Origin of the sequence: Ruegeria profundi, assembly GCF_020171505.1 — a bacterium.
GTDB classification, from domain to species: Bacteria; Pseudomonadota; Alphaproteobacteria; order Rhodobacterales; family Rhodobacteraceae; genus Ruegeria; species Ruegeria profundi.
Map to the genome: position 1 here is coordinate 1 of NZ_JAIUZS010000006.1, position 19,379 is coordinate 19,379.

A 19,379-nucleotide genomic window follows, 5' to 3' on the forward strand; every position below is an offset into this window, starting at 1 on the left:
GCCCGCCTAACTCATTCCCAAGATGCCCCCAGTCTCTCCCGAGCGTCCCACCGTCTCTCCAGTGCGTCCCCGCCGTCTCCAGCGACCCAACAACCGCCTCAGCAGCGCCGGTGAAGGGGTATTTACGGATTAGGTCTGGGACCTGCAACCCCCATTTTGAAAAAACTTCACATTTCTCAAGGGAAACCCATTAAATCCAATTAAAACAATTGGTTAGGCTAAAATTTTTCACTGTGAAGCCGCCAAAGCACTGCTTCAAGTGGGCGAACAGGCGACCTTTTAGCGGAATCGTACCCAATGCTTGGTATACACAAAAGCCTTGCGCCACGGAAAACGCCGCCCGAGATGAAGTCACGAACGATTTTAGCAAAGACAACATCAAGCTCTTTGGCGTTCTCTCAGAACCGTTTTCGAGACTGGGTCATCAATCGCGCCCATGCTCATCTTCGTATCAGCGGCCGCAATCCTATCTTGTCCCTCTATGTGATCCCAGACCAACGACAACACGAAAGCTGTGTTTCATGGCAGTTCTGCAGTTTGAATTCGGGATAACTTCGGCGGAGGCCCGGGCTACACTCGGTTCCGCAACTGCGTCCCTATATAACCTTGGGTCACAAGGCATTTGTGGAGATTGTGTTTTTTCGCAGTTACGCCACTCTCTGATCAGAAGGACAAGGCGGGCAGGACCATGCCCGATCCAGCACCAAGGAGAGCGGAATGGAATTTGACTATGTGATCGTCGGCGGCGGGTCAGCAGGTTCTGTTCTGGCAAACCGACTGAGCGAAGACCCCGACACGCATGTTTGCCTACTTGAGGCCGGCGGGCGTGGCGACGGTATTGTGGTGCGGATGCCCGCAGCTGTGGTTGCTGCGCTGCCGGGGCGGCCAAAGATCAACAACTGGGCTTTGGAGACCGTGCCACAGCCGGGGCTGAACGGGCGCCGCGGGTATCAGCCACGCGGCAAGGTGCTGGGCGGGTCCAGCGCCATCAATGCGATGCTGTATATCAGGGGGCAGCGTCAGGACTATGACGGGTGGGCCGAACATGGCTGTACCGGATGGGACTGGGACAGCGTCCTGCCATATTTCAAACGGTCCGAAAATAATGAGGATGGTGCAGATAACCTACATGGCGACAGCGGCCCGCTTCAGGTCTCACACCAGAAAGAGCCCCGCCCTATAACGCATGCGTTCATTGAGGCGGCTGAACAGATGCAGCACCGTCGCAGGCAAGATTTCAACCGCGGCGACAACGAAGGCGTTGGTCTTTACCAAGTCACGCAATTCCACGACCCTGCTCGAAATGGCGAGCGTTGTTCTGCCGCTGCGGCGTATGTCCATCCGGTGATGGAGCGTCCGAACCTGACGGTCATAACCAATGCCCACGCCAAAGAACTGACGTTTGACGGGAAACGCGCAACCGGGGTGGTTTACAAGAAGAAAGCCAAAGGCGCAGACATTACGGTTACGGCACGGCGAGAGGTGCTGATCTGTGCCGGAGCCTTCATGTCACCGCAATTGTTGCAGCTTTCAGGGATCGGAGCAGGCGAGGACTTGACCCGACATGGCGTCGCCGTGCGTCACAACCTTCCCGGCGTTGGCAGGAACCTGCAGGATCATCTGGATTTCATCCTGTCCTATAAAACCAGGGATACCGACAATTTCGGGATCGGAGCGTTTGCTACCGCCAACCTGCTGCGCCACCTGTGGCGCTGGCGTCAAACCGGAGTTTCAATGGCGGCCACCCCCTTTGCAGAGGGGGCGGGGTTCCTGAAAACGTCCCCGGATCTGGATCGACCCGATATTCAGCTTCACTTCGTTATCTCGCTGGTCGATGATCACGCCCGCAAGCTGCATTATGGCCACGGGTTCAGCTGCCATGTTTGCAAACTCCGCCCCGAAAGCCGGGGGACCGTCGGGCTAACCAGCTCCGACCCGTTTGCTCCACCGGCCATTGATCCAGCCTTCCTGTCCGATGATCGTGATCTGGAGACGATGATCAAAGGTGCGCGCATGATGCGCGACATCATTCAGGCGCCTGCCCTTGAGAAATACCGGCATAAAGAAATGTTCGGGACTGATACCGCCCAGACAGATGCGGATTGGGAGGGACACATCCGAGACAGGGCTGATACGATTTATCACCCTGTCGGAACCTGTAAGATGGGTGTGGATGATATGGCCGTAGTTGACCCCGAATTACGCGTGCATGGGATCGAGGGGCTGCGGGTTGTCGATGCCTCGGTTATGCCGACTCTAATCTCTGGCAACACCAATGCACCAACGATCATGATCGCCGAAAAGGCGGCTGACCTGATAAAGGCCGCTGCGCGTTAAAGGTCAGCCATCGCTCATCAGTGCCTGAAGCCCTTTGCGATAATCCGGGTACAGCAGGCGCACGCCTAGTTCATCCTTGATACGGTCATTCCTGACGCGCTTGTTCTCGCTGTAAAAGCTTCGGGCCATCGGTGTCAGGTCAGCTTCGTCAAACGGCACTGCCGGGGGCAGAGGCAGCCCTTGCAGCTCGGCCGCATAGGCGATTACGTCTTGCGGCGGCACCGGTTCATCATCGCACACATTGTAAACCACGCCTGGATTCGGCGCAGCCATCGACGCTGCAAGAACTTGCGCGATATCTGCCACATGAATGCGCGAAAACACTTGCCCGGGCTTTATGATGCGACGCATCCCCACACGCTTGAGCTTGGAAAACGGTCCGCGGCCGGGGCCATAAATACCGGCCAGCCGAAAGATATGTACGGGCAGTTCCGGGATGCCAAGCCATTGCTGCTCAGCCTCCAGCCGCCATCTGCCCCGCTTGGCCGTCGGGGTGGTTGGAGTGGTTTCGTCCACCCATGCGCCCTGATGATCCCCATAAACTGCTGTGGTCGACAGATATCCGACCCATTGAAACTGCTCAGCCCGCGCGGCAATTTCTTCTTTCAAAACCGCCAGAACCGGATCGCCCTCGGCATTCGGTGCGGTCGAGATCAACAGATGCGTCACCCCATTCAAGTCCGGAGATTGCCCCGGCCAAACGAAAGGCTCCGCGCCGGATGCGCGAATCGTGTGGAATTGGGCCGGGTCGCGTGTGGTCCCGCGGATGGTCCAGCCCTGGGGTGACAACAGGCGGGACAAAGCCTGTGCCGAATACCCGTGGCCGAAGGAAAAAAGAGTACCTGTCATGCTGCCCTTGATGGTCCGCAATCCCGGTGGATGCAAGCATCTGCGTCAGAATACTTGATCGAATCCTTCGATGCGCCTTTCATTGAAGCATGAGTAAGAAAACACCCAACCTACACGCCGCCTACGCGCTAGACACTCCGGAAGACCATAAACGGCTATATGCCGAATGGGCCGGAGACTATGACGAAGGCTTTGCCGCGCTTGAAGACTATCAGCTGCATATCCATACAGCGCGCGCGTTTGTGTATGCTGGCGGCCAGGGACCGGTTCTGGATGTAGGTGCAGGTACGGGCTTATGCGGTGCGATTCTGGCCGGGCTGGGCGTCGGTCCGATTGATGCAACCGATATCAGCGCCGAGATGCTGGGCGAAGCCATGCGCAAGGCCATCTATCGAGACGCGATCGAGGCCGACCTGAACCACGGCATTCCAGTCCCGGACAAAAGCTATGCGGGCATTGTCTCTTCTGGAACGTTCACCCACGGTCATCTGGGCCCCAAGGCCCTGCCCGCCTTGCTGCGCATCGCCCGGCCCGGCGCGCAATTCGCACTGTCGATCAATGCAAAGCACTATGAAAAGATGCACTTTGCCGAAACTCTGCAAAGGCTGACGCAGGGCGAGATACAAAACCTTGCCCTGCCAGAGGTACGCATTTACGGCGAACTCGCAGCCGGGCCCAACAAGGATGACACGGCGCTGATTGCGTTGTTCGAACGGACCTGACCCCCTAGGTGTACATCTGCTTTTTGAACGCGCGGGTGCGGATCGTCGCTTCGGCGGTGCCGTCGTGATAGGTGCCAAACCATTTGTCGAACGGAATCTCGGAGGTGCCATAGTTGCACTCGAAATACCGGTGATGCAGCTGATGAAAGAAATCACCGGCGCTGGCGGCATCGGTGTTTCCAGCCCTCAGCTTTTCGAATCCGGAATGCGACAGAACAGGGCTGATCTGCTGGAAATACGTGTGGAATAACACGTGCAGCGGATGCGACGGCACGATCAGGTGGATAAAGTAGCCAGAGAAGTATAGCAGGTTCTCGTACCAGTGGTTCGATATTCCTGACCACGGACCGATGTTCACGTTGCGATGATGCACGGCATGGACGTGTTTGTAGAGCTTGGGGTGATGCACCAGACGATGCACCCAGTAAAAGTGCAAGCCTGACCACATCGGAATGAATGCCATCCAGACAAAACACCAAACCGGCGCGCTGGCCCAGGTCATGGTGGGCACATATCCGTTGGCCATCGCCCAATAAATGATCCACTGATACACGGTCGCCACAGTCATCGCACTGCCAAGCGTCCACCAGATATTGTCCCAGACCTGATTGCGGAAGGTGAAATTGCTATTGTTCCGCGTTAGGTCCCGGCGGTCGAATTTCTTGTACATGCCCTGTCCTTTGCGCATGTACAGCCACCAGTGTAGGCCGCCCGCGATCAATATCTGCGGCACCATGTTCAGCAGCCAAATGCGAAACATCCAGGCCGGAGCAAAGCTTTGCATCGTCTCTAACGCAGGGAAAAAGAATATGTATGCTGTTACAGCCAGCACCATGCACAGCGTCAGTGACGTGATTTGCAGCCACGCTCCGCTATACCATTTCAAAACGGCCCTAGGGCGAGGGGGCCAACTGAACAACGGGTTCAACCCGACCGGCCCTTTCGGGTGATAGTGCCAGCGGGCAGTTTCGGGATCCTGTGAGGCGTCGGTCATGTCGATACCCTTTATGTGGCGTAATCGGAGCCTTCGGCATCCAGTAGAGCTTTGATCTCACGCAGATGCGCTTCGGCCTGGTCGGGATAGTCGTCCAATTCCTGCGCGGTCTTCTCGGCGATCTCGTCTGACAGCACACGCAGGGGCTGGCCGGTTTGAAGCGCGCGGATATAGGTCTCTGCCGCGCGCTCAAAATAGTAGAGGCGATTGAAGGTGTCCGCCGGGTCGCTGCCGATCACCAGCACCCCGTGGTTGCCCATGATCACCACCTTCTTTTTCGGGTCCGACAGCATTGAGGCACAGCGCACACCTTCGCTTTCAAAAGCAAGCCCGCCAAATTCCTCATCAACCACATACCGGTTGAAGAACGTCGCCGTGTTCTGATCAATTGGTGGCAAAGTGCTATTTGCCAGCGACGCCAGAACGGTGGCGAAGATTGAATGCACATGCATCACGCAGCGCGCATGCGGGCATTGGCGATGGATCGAGCCGTGCAGCCCCCATGCCGTCGGATCCGGGGCACCGGGCTGGGACATGACATTCGGGTCATTGGCGTCGAGCAACAGCAGATTCGATGCTTTCACGCGGGCAAAATGCATCTGGTTGGGATTCATCAGGAACTGTGTTCCCTCGTCGTTGACAGCCAGACTGAAATGATTTGCCACGCCTTCATGCATGTTCAGCCGCTCTGTCCAGCGGAAAGTCGCGGCCAGATCTACTCGTTCGGTCCAGTAGTCGATATTTGGGCGCAGGTTTGTGACGGTCATTGGCGTCTCCGATCAGGCTGGCAAGGGCTGTGGGACAGGGTGCCTTGGCAACCAGAGTTTGACCAACGAAAAATACGCAGGTAGAGCATTAGTTGAACTAATGGCAAGGTTATGTCATGCAGACACCGCTTCCGCCGCTTGGCTGGCTGCGTACATTCGAAGCTGCAGCGCGCCATATGTCCTTCACCGGTGCGGCCCGTGACCTGAACATGACCCAAAGCGCGGTCAGTCAGCAGATAAAGTCTCTTGAAGGGTATCTTGGCCAACCCTTGTTCCTACGCCGGCCACGAGCGCTGGAACTGACCGAGGCAGGCATCACCTATCTGCCTGTTGTGCGTGACGCTTTCCGGACACTGATGCGTGGCACACAGGCGGTCACGGGCGCGCAGCAGAATGCGGTTCAGGTCCAAAGCAACATCAGTTTCGCTGTAAACTGGCTGGCTTCGCGCCTGCCAAAATTCCAGACCGAGCATCCCGAGGTGCACCTGAACATCTTCACCGACCTGTGGGAGCCCCGAGAAATGGCCGAGGGTGCTGCGGTGGAGATACGCTATTCGCTGCGACCATCCGATACGGTGCGGACAGAATTGCTGCGGACCGACTACTATTACCCGGTCTGCGCGCCGGGCTATCAGGTGACGTTGGACACGCTGCAACAAAAACCACTGTTTGACTGCTCAAACCTGATGTCCAATTGGATGAATTGGGTTCAAGATCAGGATCTGACGTGGGAAAATCCGCCAATTGTGTACTCAACCACCTATCTCGTTAGCTTATCGGTTGCGATGTCCGGTGGGGGGCTGTGCCTGACCCATGATACAATCGCGCACGACCTGATTGAGCAGGGACGACTGCGGGCACCCTTTACCTATCGTGCCGAAATGCCCGAGGCCTATTACCTGCTGCTTTCGCCCCAAGCCGAAGATACTCCGGGCGCTGTCGCGTTTGCCGATTGGGTTCGCCGTGAGATGCAGGTGGACCAACTGCGGTAATCAAGGGTGCTCCCGCCCATCGTCAATGCCGCTGCGCGACATCTCCTCTGGTTGGGCCCGGCAGCGCTGACGCGCTGCGTGACGGTTTCATGATAGCTGTTCGACGGGGGTTGCACCTTTCTCAGCATTCAGGAAAGTTGCGTCATGGAATACACACCCTTCCCAAGCTGGCCCGAAGTCGCCCCTCGATTAATTGCCGTCGCCGCAGGACGCGAGGCTGCGGATTTGGTCATCCGTGGCGGCATCTGGGTAAATGTTCACAGCCGTGAGACCTTGCCCAACCACGATATCGCCATCGCGGCAGGGCGCATCGCATTTGTTGGACCGGATGCATCCCATTGCGTGGGTCCTGATACACAAATCATCGAGGCGCAGGGCCGTCATATGTTGCCCGGCCTTTGCGACGCACACATGCATATCGAATCGGGCATGCTGACCCCGGCCGAATTCGCCCGTGCGGTGATTCCTCATGGTACGACGTCGATGTTCACGGACCCGCATGAAATCGCCAACGTGTTGGGGCTGGATGGCGTACGCATGATGCATGACGAAGCACTGATGCAGCCCGTTAACATCTATACCCAAATGCCCTCTTGCGCGCCATCAGCACCGGGGCTTGAGACAACTGGGTACGAGATCACGCCCGAAGACGTCGCCCGGGCGATGACATGGCCCGGTATCATCGGACTGGGTGAGATGATGAATTTCCCCGGTGTCATTCAGGGCGACCCCAAGATGCTGGCGGAAATTGCAGCAACGCAGAACGCCGGCAAAACCGTGGGCGGACACTATGCATCACCTGATTTAGGACCAGACTTCGCGGCTTATGTGGCCGGAGGTCCAGCGGATGATCACGAAGGGACATGCGAGGCTGACGCAATTGCCAGGGTTCGGCAAGGGATGCGGTCGATGATGCGACTGGGCTCAGCCTGGTATGATGTCGAAAGCCAGATCACAGCCATTACTGAAAAGGGGCTGGACCCGCGGAACTTTGTCCTGTGTACGGATGACTGCCACTCGGGCACGTTGGTCAACGAAGGGCACATGAACCGCGTTGTACGCCATGCAATTGCCTGCGGCTGCGATCCGCTTGTGGCTTTGCAGATGGCGACAATCAACACCGCAACCCATTTCGGGCTGGAGCGTGAGATCGGCTCAATCACTCCGGGACGGCGAGCAGATGTTGTGCTGAGTTCGGACCTGTCGGAACTGCCCATCGAAATGGTCATCGCCCGTGGTCAGGTGGTGGCCGAGAACGGCACGATCACAGTTGACTGCCCACATCTGAACTGGCCAGACACCGCACGCAATACCGTGCATCTCGGCCACACGCTGACAGACACAGATTTCGAAATCAAAGCGCCCGTTGGTGCCAATCGTGTGCAGGCCAATGTGATTGGCGTCGTTGAAAACCAGGCACCCACAAAGGCGCTGAAGGCCGAGCTTCCTATCATAGGCGGGCTGGTCGAAGGGGAGGGAGATGTTTGCCAGATCGCGTTGGTCGAACGTCACCGCGCGACCGGGGGTGTGACCAATGCCTTTGTCTCGGGCTTCGGGTATCAGGGCAAAATGGCGATGGCCTCTACCGTTGCGCATGACAGTCACCACATGATCGTGGTCGGCACGGACCGCGAGCAGATGGCACTGGCCGCGAACCGTCTGGCTGAGGTCGGCGGCGGTATCACCATTTACCGCGATGGCGAAGAATTGGCTTTGGTTGAGCTTCCGATCGCGGGCCTGATGTCAGACAGCCTGGCAACCGATGTCGCGGCAAAAGCAGAACAGATGGTTGCTGCAATGCAGGCTTGCGGTTGCCAATTGAACAACGCGTATATGCAGCACTCACTGTTGGCCCTTGTCGTGATCCCCGAGCTGCGGATTTCAGACCTTGGTCTGGTGGACGTGCGGACATTTAAAAAGATCGACCTTCTGGAACCCCTTGCATGACGATTATAAGAACCCCTGATGTTCCGACACCGGAAGCATTCAAAGACCCAGCTGAAGCAGTTGCTCGCCTGGAAGAGCTGTATACCCAAGCAACCCAATTCCTCTGCGACAGCTTTGCAGACGCGATGGATGGAGAGACACCAACTGAACGATACAGGGCCTATTACCCAGAGATTCGCATCAAGACCTCATCTTATGCGCAGGTCGACAGCCGACTGAGCTTTGGTCATGTATCGGAACCGGGCACTCATGCAACGACTGTCACCCGCCCCGATCTGTTCCGCTCATACCTGACCCAGCAGATCGCGCTGCTGATCAAGAACCACGATCAACCGGTGACAATCGGCGCGTCCGACACGCCGATTCCGGTGCATTTCGCCGTGGCCAACAATCCAGACCTCGTGGTTCCACATCAGGGGGCGGCCAGTTTCACCCTGCGCGATGTGTTTGACGTACCGGATCTGACCTCAACCAATGACGACATCGTCAACGGCGTCCATGATGCCGAGGGCAACCCCGGACCGCTTTCGCTGTTCACTGCGCAGCGGGTGGACTATTCGCTTGCGCGGCTGTCACACTACACCGCAACCGACCCCGATCATTTTCAGAACCACGTTCTTTTCACCAACTACCAGTTCTATGTATCTGAGTTTGAAAGCTACGCCCGTGCGCAACTGGCGAACCCCGACAGCGGCTATACCAGCTTCGTCTCGACCGGGAATGCCGAAATTACGGACCCAGATGGCGTGATTGAACAGCCTTTGAAACTGCCGCAGATGCCCACTTATCACCTGAAACGTGCCGACGGGTCCGGGATCACGCTTGTGAACATCGGCGTTGGCCCGTCGAACGCCAAAACTGCCACGGACCACATAGCCGTACTGCGCCCGCACGCCTGGCTGATGGTCGGCCATTGCGCCGGGTTGCGCAACACCCAGGCGCTGGGGGATTTCGTGCTGGCCCATGCCTATCTGCGCGAAGACAAGGTTCTGGACGATGATCTGCCGGTCTGGGTGCCGATCCCGCCACTGGCCGAGATTCAGGTGGCGCTGGAACAGGCCGTGGCCGAGGTTACGGAATTGGAAGGTTATGAACTTAAGCGGATCATGCGAACCGGTACAGTTGCCTCGGTCGACAACCGCAACTGGGAACTGCGCGACCAGTCCGGCCCGGTGCAGCGACTCAGCCAATCCCGCGCAATCGCGCTGGATATGGAAAGCGCCACCATTGCTGCAAACGGCTATCGGTTCCGGGTGCCCTATGGCACCTTGCTGTGTGTGTCAGACAAACCTCTGCATGGCGAACTAAAGCTGCCCGGTATGGCTTCGGCGTTTTATACCACTCAGGTCAGCCGTCATTTGGCAATTGGAATACGAGCGATGGAACACCTGCGCGGCATGCCGCTGGAGCGTTTACACAGCCGGAAATTGCGTTCGTTTGACGAAACAGCCTTTCTCTGACGCAAAAAAGCAACGAAACCCCCCTATTTTTAGGGTTTTCAGCGCTACTATTCGTTGTGTTTGACCACAATATCCCGTTACAGTTACGCGGTGAGGCCCAATCTATCGGGCACGTTAAGGAGACCAAGAAATGGCAAAGCCTATGACAAAGACTCAGCTGGTTGCTGCTCTCGCTGAGGAAATGGGAACCGACAAGAAAGCCGCCAACAGCGCGCTGGAGGCTATTACTGGCCTGATTACCCGCGAAGTATCGGCTGGCGGTGCGGTGACCTTGCCTGGCGTCGGCAAAATCTATTGCCGCGAGCGCCCCGAGCGCATGGTGCGCAATCCTGCCACTGGCGAGCAGTTCAAGAAAGAAGCCGACAAAGTGGTCAAGATGACCATTGCGAAAGCTCTTAAGGACAGCGTCAACGGCTGATCGCAGGCAGCATGAAAAATGATGAAGGGCCACCCGATCGGGGGCCCTTTTTCTATGGTGTCAGTTTCTATGGCGTTAGTGCAGGCTCAATAATACTTCCAGATCGCGGCGGCTGAGCCGGTTCATCAACGTACGTTCATCCACCGTCAGCTTTGCATCGCCACGAATATATTTCTCAAGATATGCCGCAATGTCGCTAGTTGGCCTGTAGTACAAGTCCGGTGAGGACTGGCTGAGTTCGTCAACAAGCCGCAGCAGGATCTTCTTCTGCTTTTCTGCATCAAGATCTTTGCGTTTTTCTTCCAACATTCTGTGGTTTTCCCAATTACCTTTAATAGAAGGTAGCGTAGCAGTGAGCTCTGCCAACTCTGACCCGCATAACAAAAACCGGGCGAATGTACTCCGTTTTCGTTCAGGGCAAGGTCATTGAGCCGATCAGATCATTCGGAAATCCAGATTGAGGTCAGCGGGCAACGCGCGACTAAGCTCTCGTTGTTTGTTTTTTGAGGCGTGTCTTACATCGCAAGGCCAACCAACAAAATCGTGACAGCCATGCCTGTGCTAAAGGCATGGTATTTTTGACAAGGATGCTTGCGACCCACCTGAAAATCAGAAAAAGTCCCACCGAGTTAATGGGGGACCAATGGATTTTCGCGCAATCGCCATGGGGCTGGTTTTTGCCTTCATCTGGTCGTCAGCCTTCACCTCGGCCCGGATCATCGTCGCGGATGCTTCACCATTGTTTTCATTGGCGCTGCGGTTTTTGATCTCGGGTTTCCTCGGGGTCCTCATTGCCCGGGTAATGGGACAAAGCTGGCATCTGACACGATCCCAATGGCGTGCAACGATTTTGTTCGGTATCTGCCAAAATGCCCTTTATTTGGGTCTAAACTTCTATGCAATGCAAACGGTCGAGGCTTCGGTTGCGGCAATAATCGCGTCCACCATGCCCCTGCTGGTGGCATTTGCGGGTTTTCTGTTTCTGGGCGAAAAGCTACGGCCGGTCGCGGTATTAGGCTTGTTTGCCGGTTTCGCGGGCGTCGCACTTATCCTGAGCACCCGCATCGGCGGTGGTGTCGATCTATTCGGCGTTACACTGTGCTGCATCGGCGCTTTGGCGCTGACATTCGCAACGCTCACCATTCGCGGCGCCACATCAGGTGGAAACTTCATGATGGTGGTCGGGTTACAGATGCTGGTGGGGTCGGCGGTCCTGTTTGTTGCCGCGCCCATGTTTGAAACAATATTTGTTCACCCAACCGTACCCCTTGCGCTGGCGTTCACATATACGACGCTATTTCCAGGTCTGTTGGCCACTCTGATCTGGGTGTTGTTGCTGGATCGGATCGGGGCGACCCGTGCCGCAACTTTCCATTTCCTCAATCCGGTGTTCGGCGTCAGCATCGCGGCGATCCTTTTGGGGGAACAACTCGGACCGCTGGATTTTGTCGGGGTGGGGATCACCACCTTGGGCATTCTGGCTGTGCAGCTGTCGCGGCAGCCATCTCAGGGAAGCACGGCCTCGACCTGACGCAGCAGCTTTGACGAATCCGGCCGGACATTCGATCCAAACGTGGCGACAACAGAGCCATTTTTATCAAGTAAAACCTTGTTGAAATTCCAACGCGGTGCAAACCCGGTCTCGGCCCGGACTGCCTTGTAAAAAGGGTGCGCATCCGGCCCGATGACCGGCGTGATATCAGTCATCGGAAGGGTCAGGCCAAAATTCACCTCGCAAAACTGCTTAACGTCTTCGGCCGAGTTCAGCTCTTGATTGAACGAATCCGACGGTACGGCCAAAACGACCAAGCCACGGTCCGAATACTCTTCATGAACTTGTTGGAGTGCTTCGTACTGGCCCGTAAATCCACATTGCGACGCCGTGTTCACCACCAGAACCGCCTGACCTCGCCAATCCTCGATCGACAATGTGCCCCCGTCGATCGACGGAAACTCACCACTCATCTGTGACGCTTGAACGGTGCGACCAATCAGGATTAAAGCGGTCAAAAGAAGTACACGAACCATTTCTACCCCTCCGATATATTGAGTGTACGCGGCAAGCGCCCATGTGGATCATTCACACGACACCGCGAGGCCGCTGAAATGGGCTTTTTATTTCCTCTCTGGCGCACCAGATTACATATCAGTCAAACCAAGCGGGAGGAACCATGACGCGTTTCACCAAATCCAGTGAAGCCATTGCTGCCTTGACACCCGAACAGCTTCGGGTGACGCAACGCAACGGCACTGAACGTCCGGGAACGGGCGCGTACCTGCACAACAAGGAACCGGGCATCTACGTGGATATCGTATCAGGCGAGCCACTGTTTGCCTCGACCCATAAATACGAATCCGGGTGCGGCTGGCCCAGTTTTACAAAGCCAATCATTGATGAACACGTGCTGGAAAAATCTGACACAAGTCTTGGCATGGTGCGGGTCGAAGTACGCTCGAAACACGGCGACAGCCATCTGGGCCACGTGTTTCCTGATGGGCCGCGCGAGCATGGCGGCCTGCGATATTGCATCAACTCTGCCGCGCTGCGGTTCATTCATCGCGATGAGATGGAAGCCGAAGGGTATGGCGACTACCTGAACCATGTGGAGGATATCTGATGACCGAAAATCGTGCCGTACTGGCCGGGGGCTGTTTCTGGGGCATGCAGGACCTGATCCGCAAACTGCCGGGGGTGTCGCGCACCCGTGTCGGCTATACCGGCGGTGACGTGCCAAACGCAACCTATCGCAACCACGGGACCCATGCCGAAGGGATCGAGATCTTTTTCGATCCAACAAAAATCACCTATCGCGAATTGCTGGAGTTTTTCTTTCAGATTCATGATCCAACAACGCTGAACCGTCAGGGCAATGATCGCGGGATGAGCTATCGTTCGGCGATTTACTATGTTGACGACGCGCAGAAACAAGTGGCCCTGGACACGATTGCCGACGTGAATGCGAGCGGGCTATGGCCCGGCAAGGTTGTAACCGAAGTCGAGCCTGTCGGTGATTTCTGGCAGGCCGAGCCCGAGCATCAGGACTATCTTGAGCGTATCCCGAACGGCTACACCTGCCATTTCCCACGCGCAGATTGGGTTCTGCCCAAGCGCGACGCGGCAGAATAGTGGGGCAGCCCCCTTGCGGGGCTACCCTGACGCCACGCGGGGCCGACCACTGGCCTCGACAGTGACCATCGCCTCGACGAACACGTCTTGCGCTTCGATCCGTGCGGTGCGGATGTCTCTATCGACCACGACCCGGATATCCGCAGCCCCGGCTTCGCGAACGGCGCCCTCTGCCTCATCCCGCAGCACAGATTCAAGCATGTCCAGTGCCGTGTCGGATTCGGTAAAGTCTTGCGGACCATCTTCAAGATGAACCCTATAGCGCCCCTCGGACGGGGATGTCACCGTACCGGACCGGCGCAGGGTCAACCGCCCGACCACGGCACCGATGGCGTTGGCCACACCTGCGTGCTCAGGCAGGATCATCCGGGCGTGCAAGCGTTTGCCAACTGCCGGGTAGTAGCTTGGGGCCGACGCGCCAAGCCCCACCACATCCACATTCAACGCTGCATCCAGCGCCAAAAGCCCGCGATGCTTTGACAAGCCTTTGCGCGTCAGAACATGGCGGGCTAATTCGGCGGGTGGCAGACCGAAATGCTCTGCTTCTTCAGCAAAAGCAGTCTCTAATACGGTCAAAACGGTCTGTTCCGTTAGCTGGTTTACAATCATCTCCGCCAGGTTACTGGGCGTGGCTGCCAATCTGTCACCAGTTCCCACACGCTTGCGCGCCATCAGTTCCAGCGCTTTCTCGGCAGCCTCAGCATCCCAGCTATCCAGCCGGCCCAGTACATGGCTGGCATCTGATGGCGTGACGCCCGAAACCTGAACGATCCCTCGATCCACCAGACGCGTCAGGGCCCCGTTCTCCATCCGGGTGCGCAACAGATCGCTCAGCGGCATAACCCGGTCTCCCAACCGCTCGATCAAAGCCTCTTCGCGTCCACCCAGCCCCCCAGCGTGAATACCGGGAACAAGGCGCGCAAAGCGCGTGTCATGCTCACTAACAGTGGTCGACCGTAGCTGCGCATCCAAAACGGCATGAACGATTTCGGGGGCTTCTGACGCGATCAAAGAGACAGGCACCACCCGCCGCGGCCCCAGAAACACCCCACCGCCCAAGCCTTCGGTCACAGCATGCACCTGACTGTCACCGCCCAAACCATGCGTCCGCATCGCCACAGCCTCGACCATAGTGCGAAACCCGCCGACCTGTGCGCCTGCTGGATCTATCGCCGGTTTCCCATCCCGGATCAGTGCAACATCCGTGGTCGTGCCACCAATATCAGAAACCAGCGCATTTTCAGCCCCCGTCAGCCAGCTAGCGCCAACAATGGACGCCGCCGGACCGCTTAGGATCGTTTCGATCGGTCGCTCGCGCGCTTGCTCGACGCTCATTAATGCACCATCGCCGCGTACAACCATCATCGGAGCGGTTATACCAAGTTCCAATAGCTGATCCTGGGCCCGCCCGATCAAGCGGTCAATCATACCGATCAAACGGGCATTCAAAACCGCTGTAACGGCGCGTTTCGGCCCGTTTAGCTTGGCTGAAAGATGATGCGAACACGTCACCGGCGCACCGGTCTTGTCGGCAATGAGTCGCGCCGCTTCTAACTCATGCGCGGGGTTGCGCGTGGCGAATTGAGCGGCCACCGCAAAGCCAGAAATGCCTTTGTGAGAGTCTAAAAACGACTCCAGCGCCGCAATGTCCAGCGGAGCAGCCTGTCCTCCGGCATGGGTATGACCTCCTGATAAGACGAGGGCCGGGTCACCTTTCAGTGCATCCTTCAGACCGTGCTTACCGAGGTCGTCTTCCTTGAACCCGATATAGATCAGCGCCACGCGCCCGCCCTGCCCCTCGACCAGTGCATTTGTCGCCAATGTGGTCGACAGCGACGCCATCGAGATTTGCTCTGGCGCCACCTGCGCCGCGTCCAGAACTGCCTGAATCGCCTTACCGACGCCAATTGCCAGATCGGACCGTGTCGTCAGGGATTTGGCCGAGGCGATCACCTCATGCTCATCCCGGATCAGAACCGCGTCCGTGTAGGTTCCACCCGTATCCACCCCCAAAGCCAGCGCCATCGGGAACTCCTTCCTGTTCGCTGTCGTTGGGTGTAACGGTTTGGACCGACACGTCCAGCCTGTTTGCGGCACTTACAGCAGTTGTTTGACAGCCCAGCGCGCAGCATCCGCCACGGCAGGGTCCGGATCGTTAGTCAATTCCTGCGCCAAGGGCAACAGTTCTGAGATATCGGAATTCCCAATTGCATAGAGCACGTTGCGCACAAACCGATCACGCCCGATCCGCTTGATGGGTGAACCGGAAAACTTTGCGCGGAATGCAGTGTCGTCCAGCGCGGCCAACTCTGCCAACGACGGTGCCTTCAAATCATCACGGGCTGCATAGCGGATATCGCTGGCTGCCACCGCGAATTTGTTCCACGGACACGCGGCCAAGCAGTCATCGCAGCCATAAATCCGATTGCCAAGCTTAGGCCGCAACTCTTCATCCACCGGGCCTTTGTGTTCAATGGTCAGATAAGAAATACACCGTCGCGCATCCAAGCGATACGGCGAAGGAAAAGCATCTGTCGGGCAGGCATCCAGACAGGCCCGGCATGATCCGCAATGATCCACCTCTGCCATGTCAGCTGGTATGTCCAGAGTGGTAAAAACAGACCCTATAAAAGCCCAATTGCCCCAACCCCGACTGACAAGATTGGTGTGCTTCCCCTGCCAGCCAAGCCCCGCAGCATGGCCAAGCGCCTTTTCCGGAACCGGCGCGGTATCAACAAAGACCTTCACCTCTCCACCGGCTTCAGAGATCAGCCAACGCGCCAGACGTTTCAGCCGCTTCTTGACCAGATCATGATAATCCTTGTTCTGCGCATAAACGGAAATCGCGGCTTTGTCCGGGTGGTTCAGAACCTCTGTCGGATCATGTTCAGGTGTATAGCTTTCGGCCAGCATGATCACCGACCGTGCATCCGGCCACAATGCCGCGGGATCGCCGCGCCAATGGGTCCGCTCAGCCATCCAACCCATCTGCCCGTGATACTCAGCCTCCAGAAACGCCTCAAGGCGAGCAGGGACTTCGGGAACGTCCCAAGGACGACACACGCGGCACGACACGAACCCTTCGGTCAGCGCCTGCGCCACTAGCTTATCCTTTAAGCTCGATCCGTTCGTCATCTGGTTAGAGTAATCCTCGGGCGGTGAACGGCGAAAGCCCAATCTTCTTGTGGACGATTTACACCAAAATCAGGCAAACGGCCCCCGGATGCAGTAATCAGAAATCAAGGTCGGCGTAATGGGACGGTGGCCGGAATCCCGGAACTTGATCCGCCAGAATCGATCGGAATGCAGGACGTGATTTAATCTTGGCGTACCAATCCTTAACCGCCTGGGATCGGTTCCAATCCACATCCGAGATATAGTCCAGCGCTGAAAAATGCGCCGCCGCTGCGAAATCCGCCAAAGTCATGGTGTCCCCAGCCAACCAGCGGCGATGATCCAGCAACCAAGCCATGTAATCCAGATGGTACTTGATCGCGCGGGCACCTTCCTTGACGTTCTTGCTGTCTGGATAGCCTTCGCCGGTTACTTTCTTGTTGACCCGCTCGTACAGCAGCTTTGATGTGACCTCATGGTGGAATTTATCATCGAACCACCCCACGAGGCGCCGAACCTCATACCGAGCGTCAGGGTTTTTTGGCATCAACGAGGGTTCTGGGCGGGTTTCCTCGATATATTCACAGATGGCGGTGCTTTCTGCCAAAATCTTCCCATCCAGACGCAAGACCGGCACTTTCCCCGCAGGATTGCGACGCAAAAAATCCGGGTCTCTTTCCCAGTATTTCTCTTCGACCAGTTCAACCTCGATCTTCTTTTCCGCAAGGGACAGGCGGACTTTCCGGCAAAAAGGGGACAGGGGAACATGAAACAGACGCGCCATGGGCTTCCAATCGAACCAGTGTAGACCCCTCAGCTTTAGCCTTGAGGGGCAATAAGTTTCAATCCTCGAAACAGTTTGAGCGACCATCTGCGCGGATGGTGGCCGCTCCATCCAGTATTGCCGCGGCCCGCCTGCGGGTGCGAACCGAAGGGTCCGTGACAGATCGGTTACGTGGTGAAGGCAGGATGGCGGCAATCCGGGCCGCTTGTACCGGGCTAAGCTGGGCGGCAGACACATTGAAATTCCGTTGGGCTGCTGCCTCAACACCGAACACGCCTTCTCCGGTTTCAGCCACGTTCAGATAAACTTCAAGGATGCGCTGCTTGCTCCAGAAGATCTCAACCACCGGCGTAAGCGAGGTTTCCAGAGCTTTGCGAACCCAGCTGCGCCCTTGCCACAGGAATACGTTCTTGACCACTTGCTGAGAAATGGTCGATGCGCCACGAGACCCCCCATCTTCCAAGGCATCGCGGATCGCCTCGACGTCAAAACCCCAATGCAGGCAAAAATTTGCATCCTCGGCCGCAACAACGGCACGCGCCATAACTGGAGAGATGTCTTCAATCGGCACCCAATTTCGCTCTACTTTGCCCAACCTGCGCCATTCGGACCAGATGGTATGAGTCAATGGTGGGTTTACCACAGAATAAAGCGCCGCCAACCCAACAACAAAAACAACCACACCCAACACAATACGGGTCGCCCAAAGACGAATCCGTGTGAATGTTTGTTTTTGTGTTTTGGACGCCTTGCGTTTCTTGCCGCCCGACTTGCGTACTGCCTTTTTTGCCATCCTCTTGCTATACGACGCGGCGCAAGGCTTGAAAACGGCTTAAATCGCCAAGGCGCGCGCTTCGCGCGGGCGGATCACCGGGCGGGCAGTTTCCGGCAGAACCGGGTTGCGGGTGCGCAACTCCGGAAACAGCGATAGCAGTTCAGCCTGCGTATCCCGGTCCGACGCGCGTACCGCATGTCCGGGATAGTAGCTTTCGCTTTTCGCCCCATTAGCGATAAGTATCTCGTGCCGTGAGAAAAGCAGGTGGATGTATGTAACCTCATCGCATTCGACGCGGGTGACAGTGTCGCCGTTAACCAGGCAATGCGCTGCGATCAGCACCTCTGAGTAACCAAACAGATACGGCGCGCGCCAGTCTTCGATAAGCATCCTATGCTGAGGAGATACGATCAGCGCATGATCCAGACCCAGCACGCCGGCCTCAAACCGGACTGGGGCCAGCTTGCCTTCGGCCTTAACGGTGGTGCGACCTACCCACAACAAGGGCTGCGCGCCGTTATCCGCAGTTAACACCGGATCGCCAGGCTTTAAGTCTTCGACAAGGCGCAAACCACTCGGCGTTTCGATTAGCGTACCGGGCGTGAAACAGGGAGGGCCAAGATCGCCAACATCCAACGGACCCTGCGACGTAACAAATGAAGACGATACAAATGTTCCGGGTTGCAGAACCTGACCATCGGTTGGTGTAAAAACCCGTGTACCGTCGGCAAGATAAAAAGTCGTGCCGGTATATGTGACATTCCCCACGCCCGAAACGTTGATCGTCACCGTATCGCCGGGCCACGAGCGGGTAACATCCTGACCATTCACCGTGTCGTTGTTGAACCGGTCAATATCATCATCGTCATTTTGATCAACCAGTGTGTAGCTCTGCACAGTCAGCGTCGTTCCGGCCGCCGGCGGGTTCGCAGGGTCCATGTCAAAAAACTGATCTGTATAGGTCGTCGGCATAGGTTCGCTCTTGCCTCTTCGTCACATTGCACAGCAGCTTGGCAGCAAATTGTGAAGGAACTTGGACTTTTGTACGAGCGCCTGATGATAAATCAATAAGTGCATATAAATTTGACAAAAA

General features: G+C 56.8%; 19 protein-coding genes. 9 read left to right on the forward strand and 10 right to left on the reverse strand.

The window, feature by feature from the left end:
- The first annotated feature begins 717 nt into the window (after positions 1–717).
- On the forward strand, positions 718–2,337 hold the full coding sequence (locus tag LCM21_RS14345) for a GMC family oxidoreductase (protein WP_224891218.1): 1,620 nt from the start codon (positions 718–720) through the stop codon (positions 2,335–2,337).
- A gap of 3 nt (positions 2,338–2,340) precedes the next feature.
- On the opposite strand, the gene LCM21_RS14350 is transcribed toward LCM21_RS14345, so the two are convergent.
- Entirely contained in the window at positions 2,341–3,186 is an 846-nt protein-coding gene (locus LCM21_RS14350; protein WP_224891219.1) for an SDR family oxidoreductase, read from the reverse strand.
- A gap of 89 nt (positions 3,187–3,275) precedes the next feature.
- Between LCM21_RS14350 and LCM21_RS14355 the strand changes: the two genes are divergently transcribed.
- A complete protein-coding gene (locus LCM21_RS14355) occupies positions 3,276–3,908 on the forward strand; it encodes a class I SAM-dependent DNA methyltransferase (protein ID WP_224891220.1) in 633 nt (210 codons plus the stop codon).
- A gap of 4 nt (positions 3,909–3,912) precedes the next feature.
- Here LCM21_RS14355 and LCM21_RS14360 read toward each other — a convergent pair whose 3' ends face one another.
- Together LCM21_RS14360 and LCM21_RS14365 are read right to left on the reverse strand one after the other, a co-directional pair.
- Positions 3,913–4,902, reverse strand: coding sequence for a sterol desaturase family protein (locus LCM21_RS14360; protein WP_224891221.1), 990 nt, complete (start codon positions 4,900–4,902; stop codon positions 3,913–3,915).
- Positions 4,903–4,913: 11 nt separating this feature from the next.
- Entirely contained in the window at positions 4,914–5,669 is a 756-nt protein-coding gene (locus tag LCM21_RS14365; protein ID WP_224891222.1) for a class II aldolase and adducin N-terminal domain-containing protein, read from the reverse strand.
- Between the two features lie 116 nt (positions 5,670–5,785).
- Between LCM21_RS14365 and LCM21_RS14370 the strand changes: the two genes are divergently transcribed.
- The 4 genes from LCM21_RS14370 to LCM21_RS14385 all read left to right on the forward strand — a co-directional run bounded on the left by LCM21_RS14370 (position 5,786) and on the right by LCM21_RS14385 (position 10,486).
- Positions 5,786–6,661: a LysR family transcriptional regulator gene (locus LCM21_RS14370; RefSeq protein WP_224891223.1), complete on the forward strand. Its 876-nt coding sequence runs from the start codon at positions 5,786–5,788 to the stop codon at positions 6,659–6,661.
- A gap of 144 nt (positions 6,662–6,805) precedes the next feature.
- Positions 6,806–8,608: an adenine deaminase gene (ade, locus tag LCM21_RS14375; protein ID WP_224891224.1), complete on the forward strand. Its 1,803-nt coding sequence runs from the start codon at positions 6,806–6,808 to the stop codon at positions 8,606–8,608.
- Positions 8,605–10,068: an AMP nucleosidase gene (locus LCM21_RS14380; protein ID WP_224891225.1), complete on the forward strand. Its 1,464-nt coding sequence runs from the start codon at positions 8,605–8,607 to the stop codon at positions 10,066–10,068. Before ade ends, LCM21_RS14380 begins: the two co-directional genes overlap by 4 nt.
- A 130-nt stretch (positions 10,069–10,198) precedes the next feature.
- Positions 10,199–10,486 (forward strand): HU family DNA-binding protein, encoded by a 288-nt coding sequence (locus LCM21_RS14385; RefSeq protein ID WP_068341148.1) that lies wholly within the window; start codon positions 10,199–10,201, stop codon positions 10,484–10,486.
- Between the two features lie 75 nt (positions 10,487–10,561).
- Here LCM21_RS14385 and LCM21_RS14390 read toward each other — a convergent pair whose 3' ends face one another.
- Positions 10,562–10,795, reverse strand: a complete 234-nt coding sequence (locus LCM21_RS14390; RefSeq protein WP_224891226.1) for a hypothetical protein — start codon at positions 10,793–10,795, stop codon at positions 10,562–10,564.
- Positions 10,796–11,129: 334 nt separating this feature from the next.
- Between LCM21_RS14390 and LCM21_RS14395 the strand changes: the two genes are divergently transcribed.
- Positions 11,130–12,017 (forward strand): DMT family transporter, encoded by an 888-nt coding sequence (locus LCM21_RS14395; protein ID WP_224891227.1) that lies wholly within the window; start codon positions 11,130–11,132, stop codon positions 12,015–12,017.
- Here the strand turns inward: LCM21_RS14395 and LCM21_RS14400 are convergent.
- Positions 11,993–12,514 carry a glutathione peroxidase gene (locus tag LCM21_RS14400; RefSeq protein ID WP_224891228.1) on the reverse strand — a complete coding sequence of 174 codons (522 nt, stop codon included), beginning with the start codon at positions 12,512–12,514 and terminating at the stop codon, positions 11,993–11,995. The genes LCM21_RS14395 and LCM21_RS14400 overlap by 25 nt on opposite strands.
- 143 nt (positions 12,515–12,657) lie before the next feature.
- On the opposite strand from LCM21_RS14400, the gene msrB reads away from it, so the two are divergent.
- Together msrB and msrA are read left to right on the forward strand one after the other, a co-directional pair.
- Positions 12,658–13,104 carry a peptide-methionine (R)-S-oxide reductase MsrB gene (gene msrB, locus LCM21_RS14405; RefSeq protein WP_068341137.1) on the forward strand — a complete coding sequence of 149 codons (447 nt, stop codon included), beginning with the start codon at positions 12,658–12,660 and terminating at the stop codon, positions 13,102–13,104.
- Positions 13,104–13,613, forward strand: coding sequence for a peptide-methionine (S)-S-oxide reductase MsrA (msrA, locus tag LCM21_RS14410; RefSeq protein ID WP_224891229.1), 510 nt, complete (start codon positions 13,104–13,106; stop codon positions 13,611–13,613). The genes msrB and msrA overlap by 1 nt, the downstream gene beginning before the upstream one ends.
- A gap of 21 nt (positions 13,614–13,634) precedes the next feature.
- Here msrA and LCM21_RS14415 read toward each other — a convergent pair whose 3' ends face one another.
- The 5 genes from LCM21_RS14415 to LCM21_RS14435 form a co-directional block, all read right to left on the reverse strand.
- Entirely contained in the window at positions 13,635–15,638 is a 2,004-nt protein-coding gene (locus LCM21_RS14415; RefSeq protein WP_224891230.1) for a hydantoinase/oxoprolinase family protein, read from the reverse strand.
- 72 nt (positions 15,639–15,710) lie between these two features.
- Positions 15,711–16,748, reverse strand: a complete 1,038-nt coding sequence (gene queG, locus LCM21_RS14420; RefSeq protein WP_224891231.1) for a tRNA epoxyqueuosine(34) reductase QueG — start codon at positions 16,746–16,748, stop codon at positions 15,711–15,713.
- A 97-nt stretch (positions 16,749–16,845) separates the two neighbouring features.
- Positions 16,846–17,511 carry an FtsZ-binding protein FzlA gene (gene fzlA, locus LCM21_RS14425; RefSeq protein WP_068341126.1) on the reverse strand — a complete coding sequence of 222 codons (666 nt, stop codon included), beginning with the start codon at positions 17,509–17,511 and terminating at the stop codon, positions 16,846–16,848.
- Positions 17,512–17,569: 58 nt separating this feature from the next.
- Entirely contained in the window at positions 17,570–18,304 is a 735-nt protein-coding gene (gene mtgA, locus LCM21_RS14430) for a monofunctional biosynthetic peptidoglycan transglycosylase (RefSeq protein ID WP_224891232.1), read from the reverse strand.
- A 39-nt stretch (positions 18,305–18,343) separates the two neighbouring features.
- Positions 18,344–19,258 carry a Hint domain-containing protein gene (locus tag LCM21_RS14435; RefSeq protein WP_224891233.1) on the reverse strand — a complete coding sequence of 305 codons (915 nt, stop codon included), beginning with the start codon at positions 19,256–19,258 and terminating at the stop codon, positions 18,344–18,346.
- Positions 19,259–19,379 lie beyond the last annotated feature (121 nt).

What these genes read in the sequence shown, in the direction of transcription:
- LCM21_RS14345 (WP_224891218.1), top strand. Translation starts at nt 718, where the DNA reads ATGGAATTTGACTATGTGATCGTCGGCGGCGGGTCAGCAGGTTCTGTT.
- LCM21_RS14350 (WP_224891219.1), bottom strand. Translation starts at nt 3,186, where the DNA reads ATGACAGGTACTCTTTTTTCCTTCGGCCACGGGTATTCGGCACAGGCT.
- fzlA (WP_068341126.1), bottom strand. Translation starts at nt 17,511, where the DNA reads ATGGCGCGTCTGTTTCATGTTCCCCTGTCCCCTTTTTGCCGGAAAGTC.
- LCM21_RS14435 (WP_224891233.1), bottom strand. Translation starts at nt 19,258, where the DNA reads ATGCCGACGACCTATACAGATCAGTTTTTTGACATGGACCCTGCGAAC.
- LCM21_RS14360 (WP_224891221.1), bottom strand. Translation starts at nt 4,902, where the DNA reads ATGACCGACGCCTCACAGGATCCCGAAACTGCCCGCTGGCACTATCAC.
- queG (WP_224891231.1), bottom strand. Translation starts at nt 16,748, where the DNA reads ATGACGAACGGATCGAGCTTAAAGGATAAGCTAGTGGCGCAGGCGCTG.
- msrB (WP_068341137.1), top strand. Translation starts at nt 12,658, where the DNA reads ATGACGCGTTTCACCAAATCCAGTGAAGCCATTGCTGCCTTGACACCC.
- ade (WP_224891224.1), top strand. Translation starts at nt 6,806, where the DNA reads ATGGAATACACACCCTTCCCAAGCTGGCCCGAAGTCGCCCCTCGATTA.
- LCM21_RS14355 (WP_224891220.1), top strand. Translation starts at nt 3,276, where the DNA reads ATGAGTAAGAAAACACCCAACCTACACGCCGCCTACGCGCTAGACACT.
- msrA (WP_224891229.1), top strand. Translation starts at nt 13,104, where the DNA reads ATGACCGAAAATCGTGCCGTACTGGCCGGGGGCTGTTTCTGGGGCATG.
- LCM21_RS14415 (WP_224891230.1), bottom strand. Translation starts at nt 15,638, where the DNA reads ATGGCGCTGGCTTTGGGGGTGGATACGGGTGGAACCTACACGGACGCG.
- LCM21_RS14400 (WP_224891228.1), bottom strand. Translation starts at nt 12,514, where the DNA reads ATGGTTCGTGTACTTCTTTTGACCGCTTTAATCCTGATTGGTCGCACC.
- LCM21_RS14395 (WP_224891227.1), top strand. Translation starts at nt 11,130, where the DNA reads ATGGATTTTCGCGCAATCGCCATGGGGCTGGTTTTTGCCTTCATCTGG.
- mtgA (WP_224891232.1), bottom strand. Translation starts at nt 18,304, where the DNA reads ATGGCAAAAAAGGCAGTACGCAAGTCGGGCGGCAAGAAACGCAAGGCG.
- LCM21_RS14390 (WP_224891226.1), bottom strand. Translation starts at nt 10,795, where the DNA reads ATGTTGGAAGAAAAACGCAAAGATCTTGATGCAGAAAAGCAGAAGAAG.
- LCM21_RS14380 (WP_224891225.1), top strand. Translation starts at nt 8,605, where the DNA reads ATGACGATTATAAGAACCCCTGATGTTCCGACACCGGAAGCATTCAAA.
- LCM21_RS14365 (WP_224891222.1), bottom strand. Translation starts at nt 5,669, where the DNA reads ATGACCGTCACAAACCTGCGCCCAAATATCGACTACTGGACCGAACGA.
- LCM21_RS14385 (WP_068341148.1), top strand. Translation starts at nt 10,199, where the DNA reads ATGGCAAAGCCTATGACAAAGACTCAGCTGGTTGCTGCTCTCGCTGAG.
- LCM21_RS14370 (WP_224891223.1), top strand. Translation starts at nt 5,786, where the DNA reads ATGCAGACACCGCTTCCGCCGCTTGGCTGGCTGCGTACATTCGAAGCT.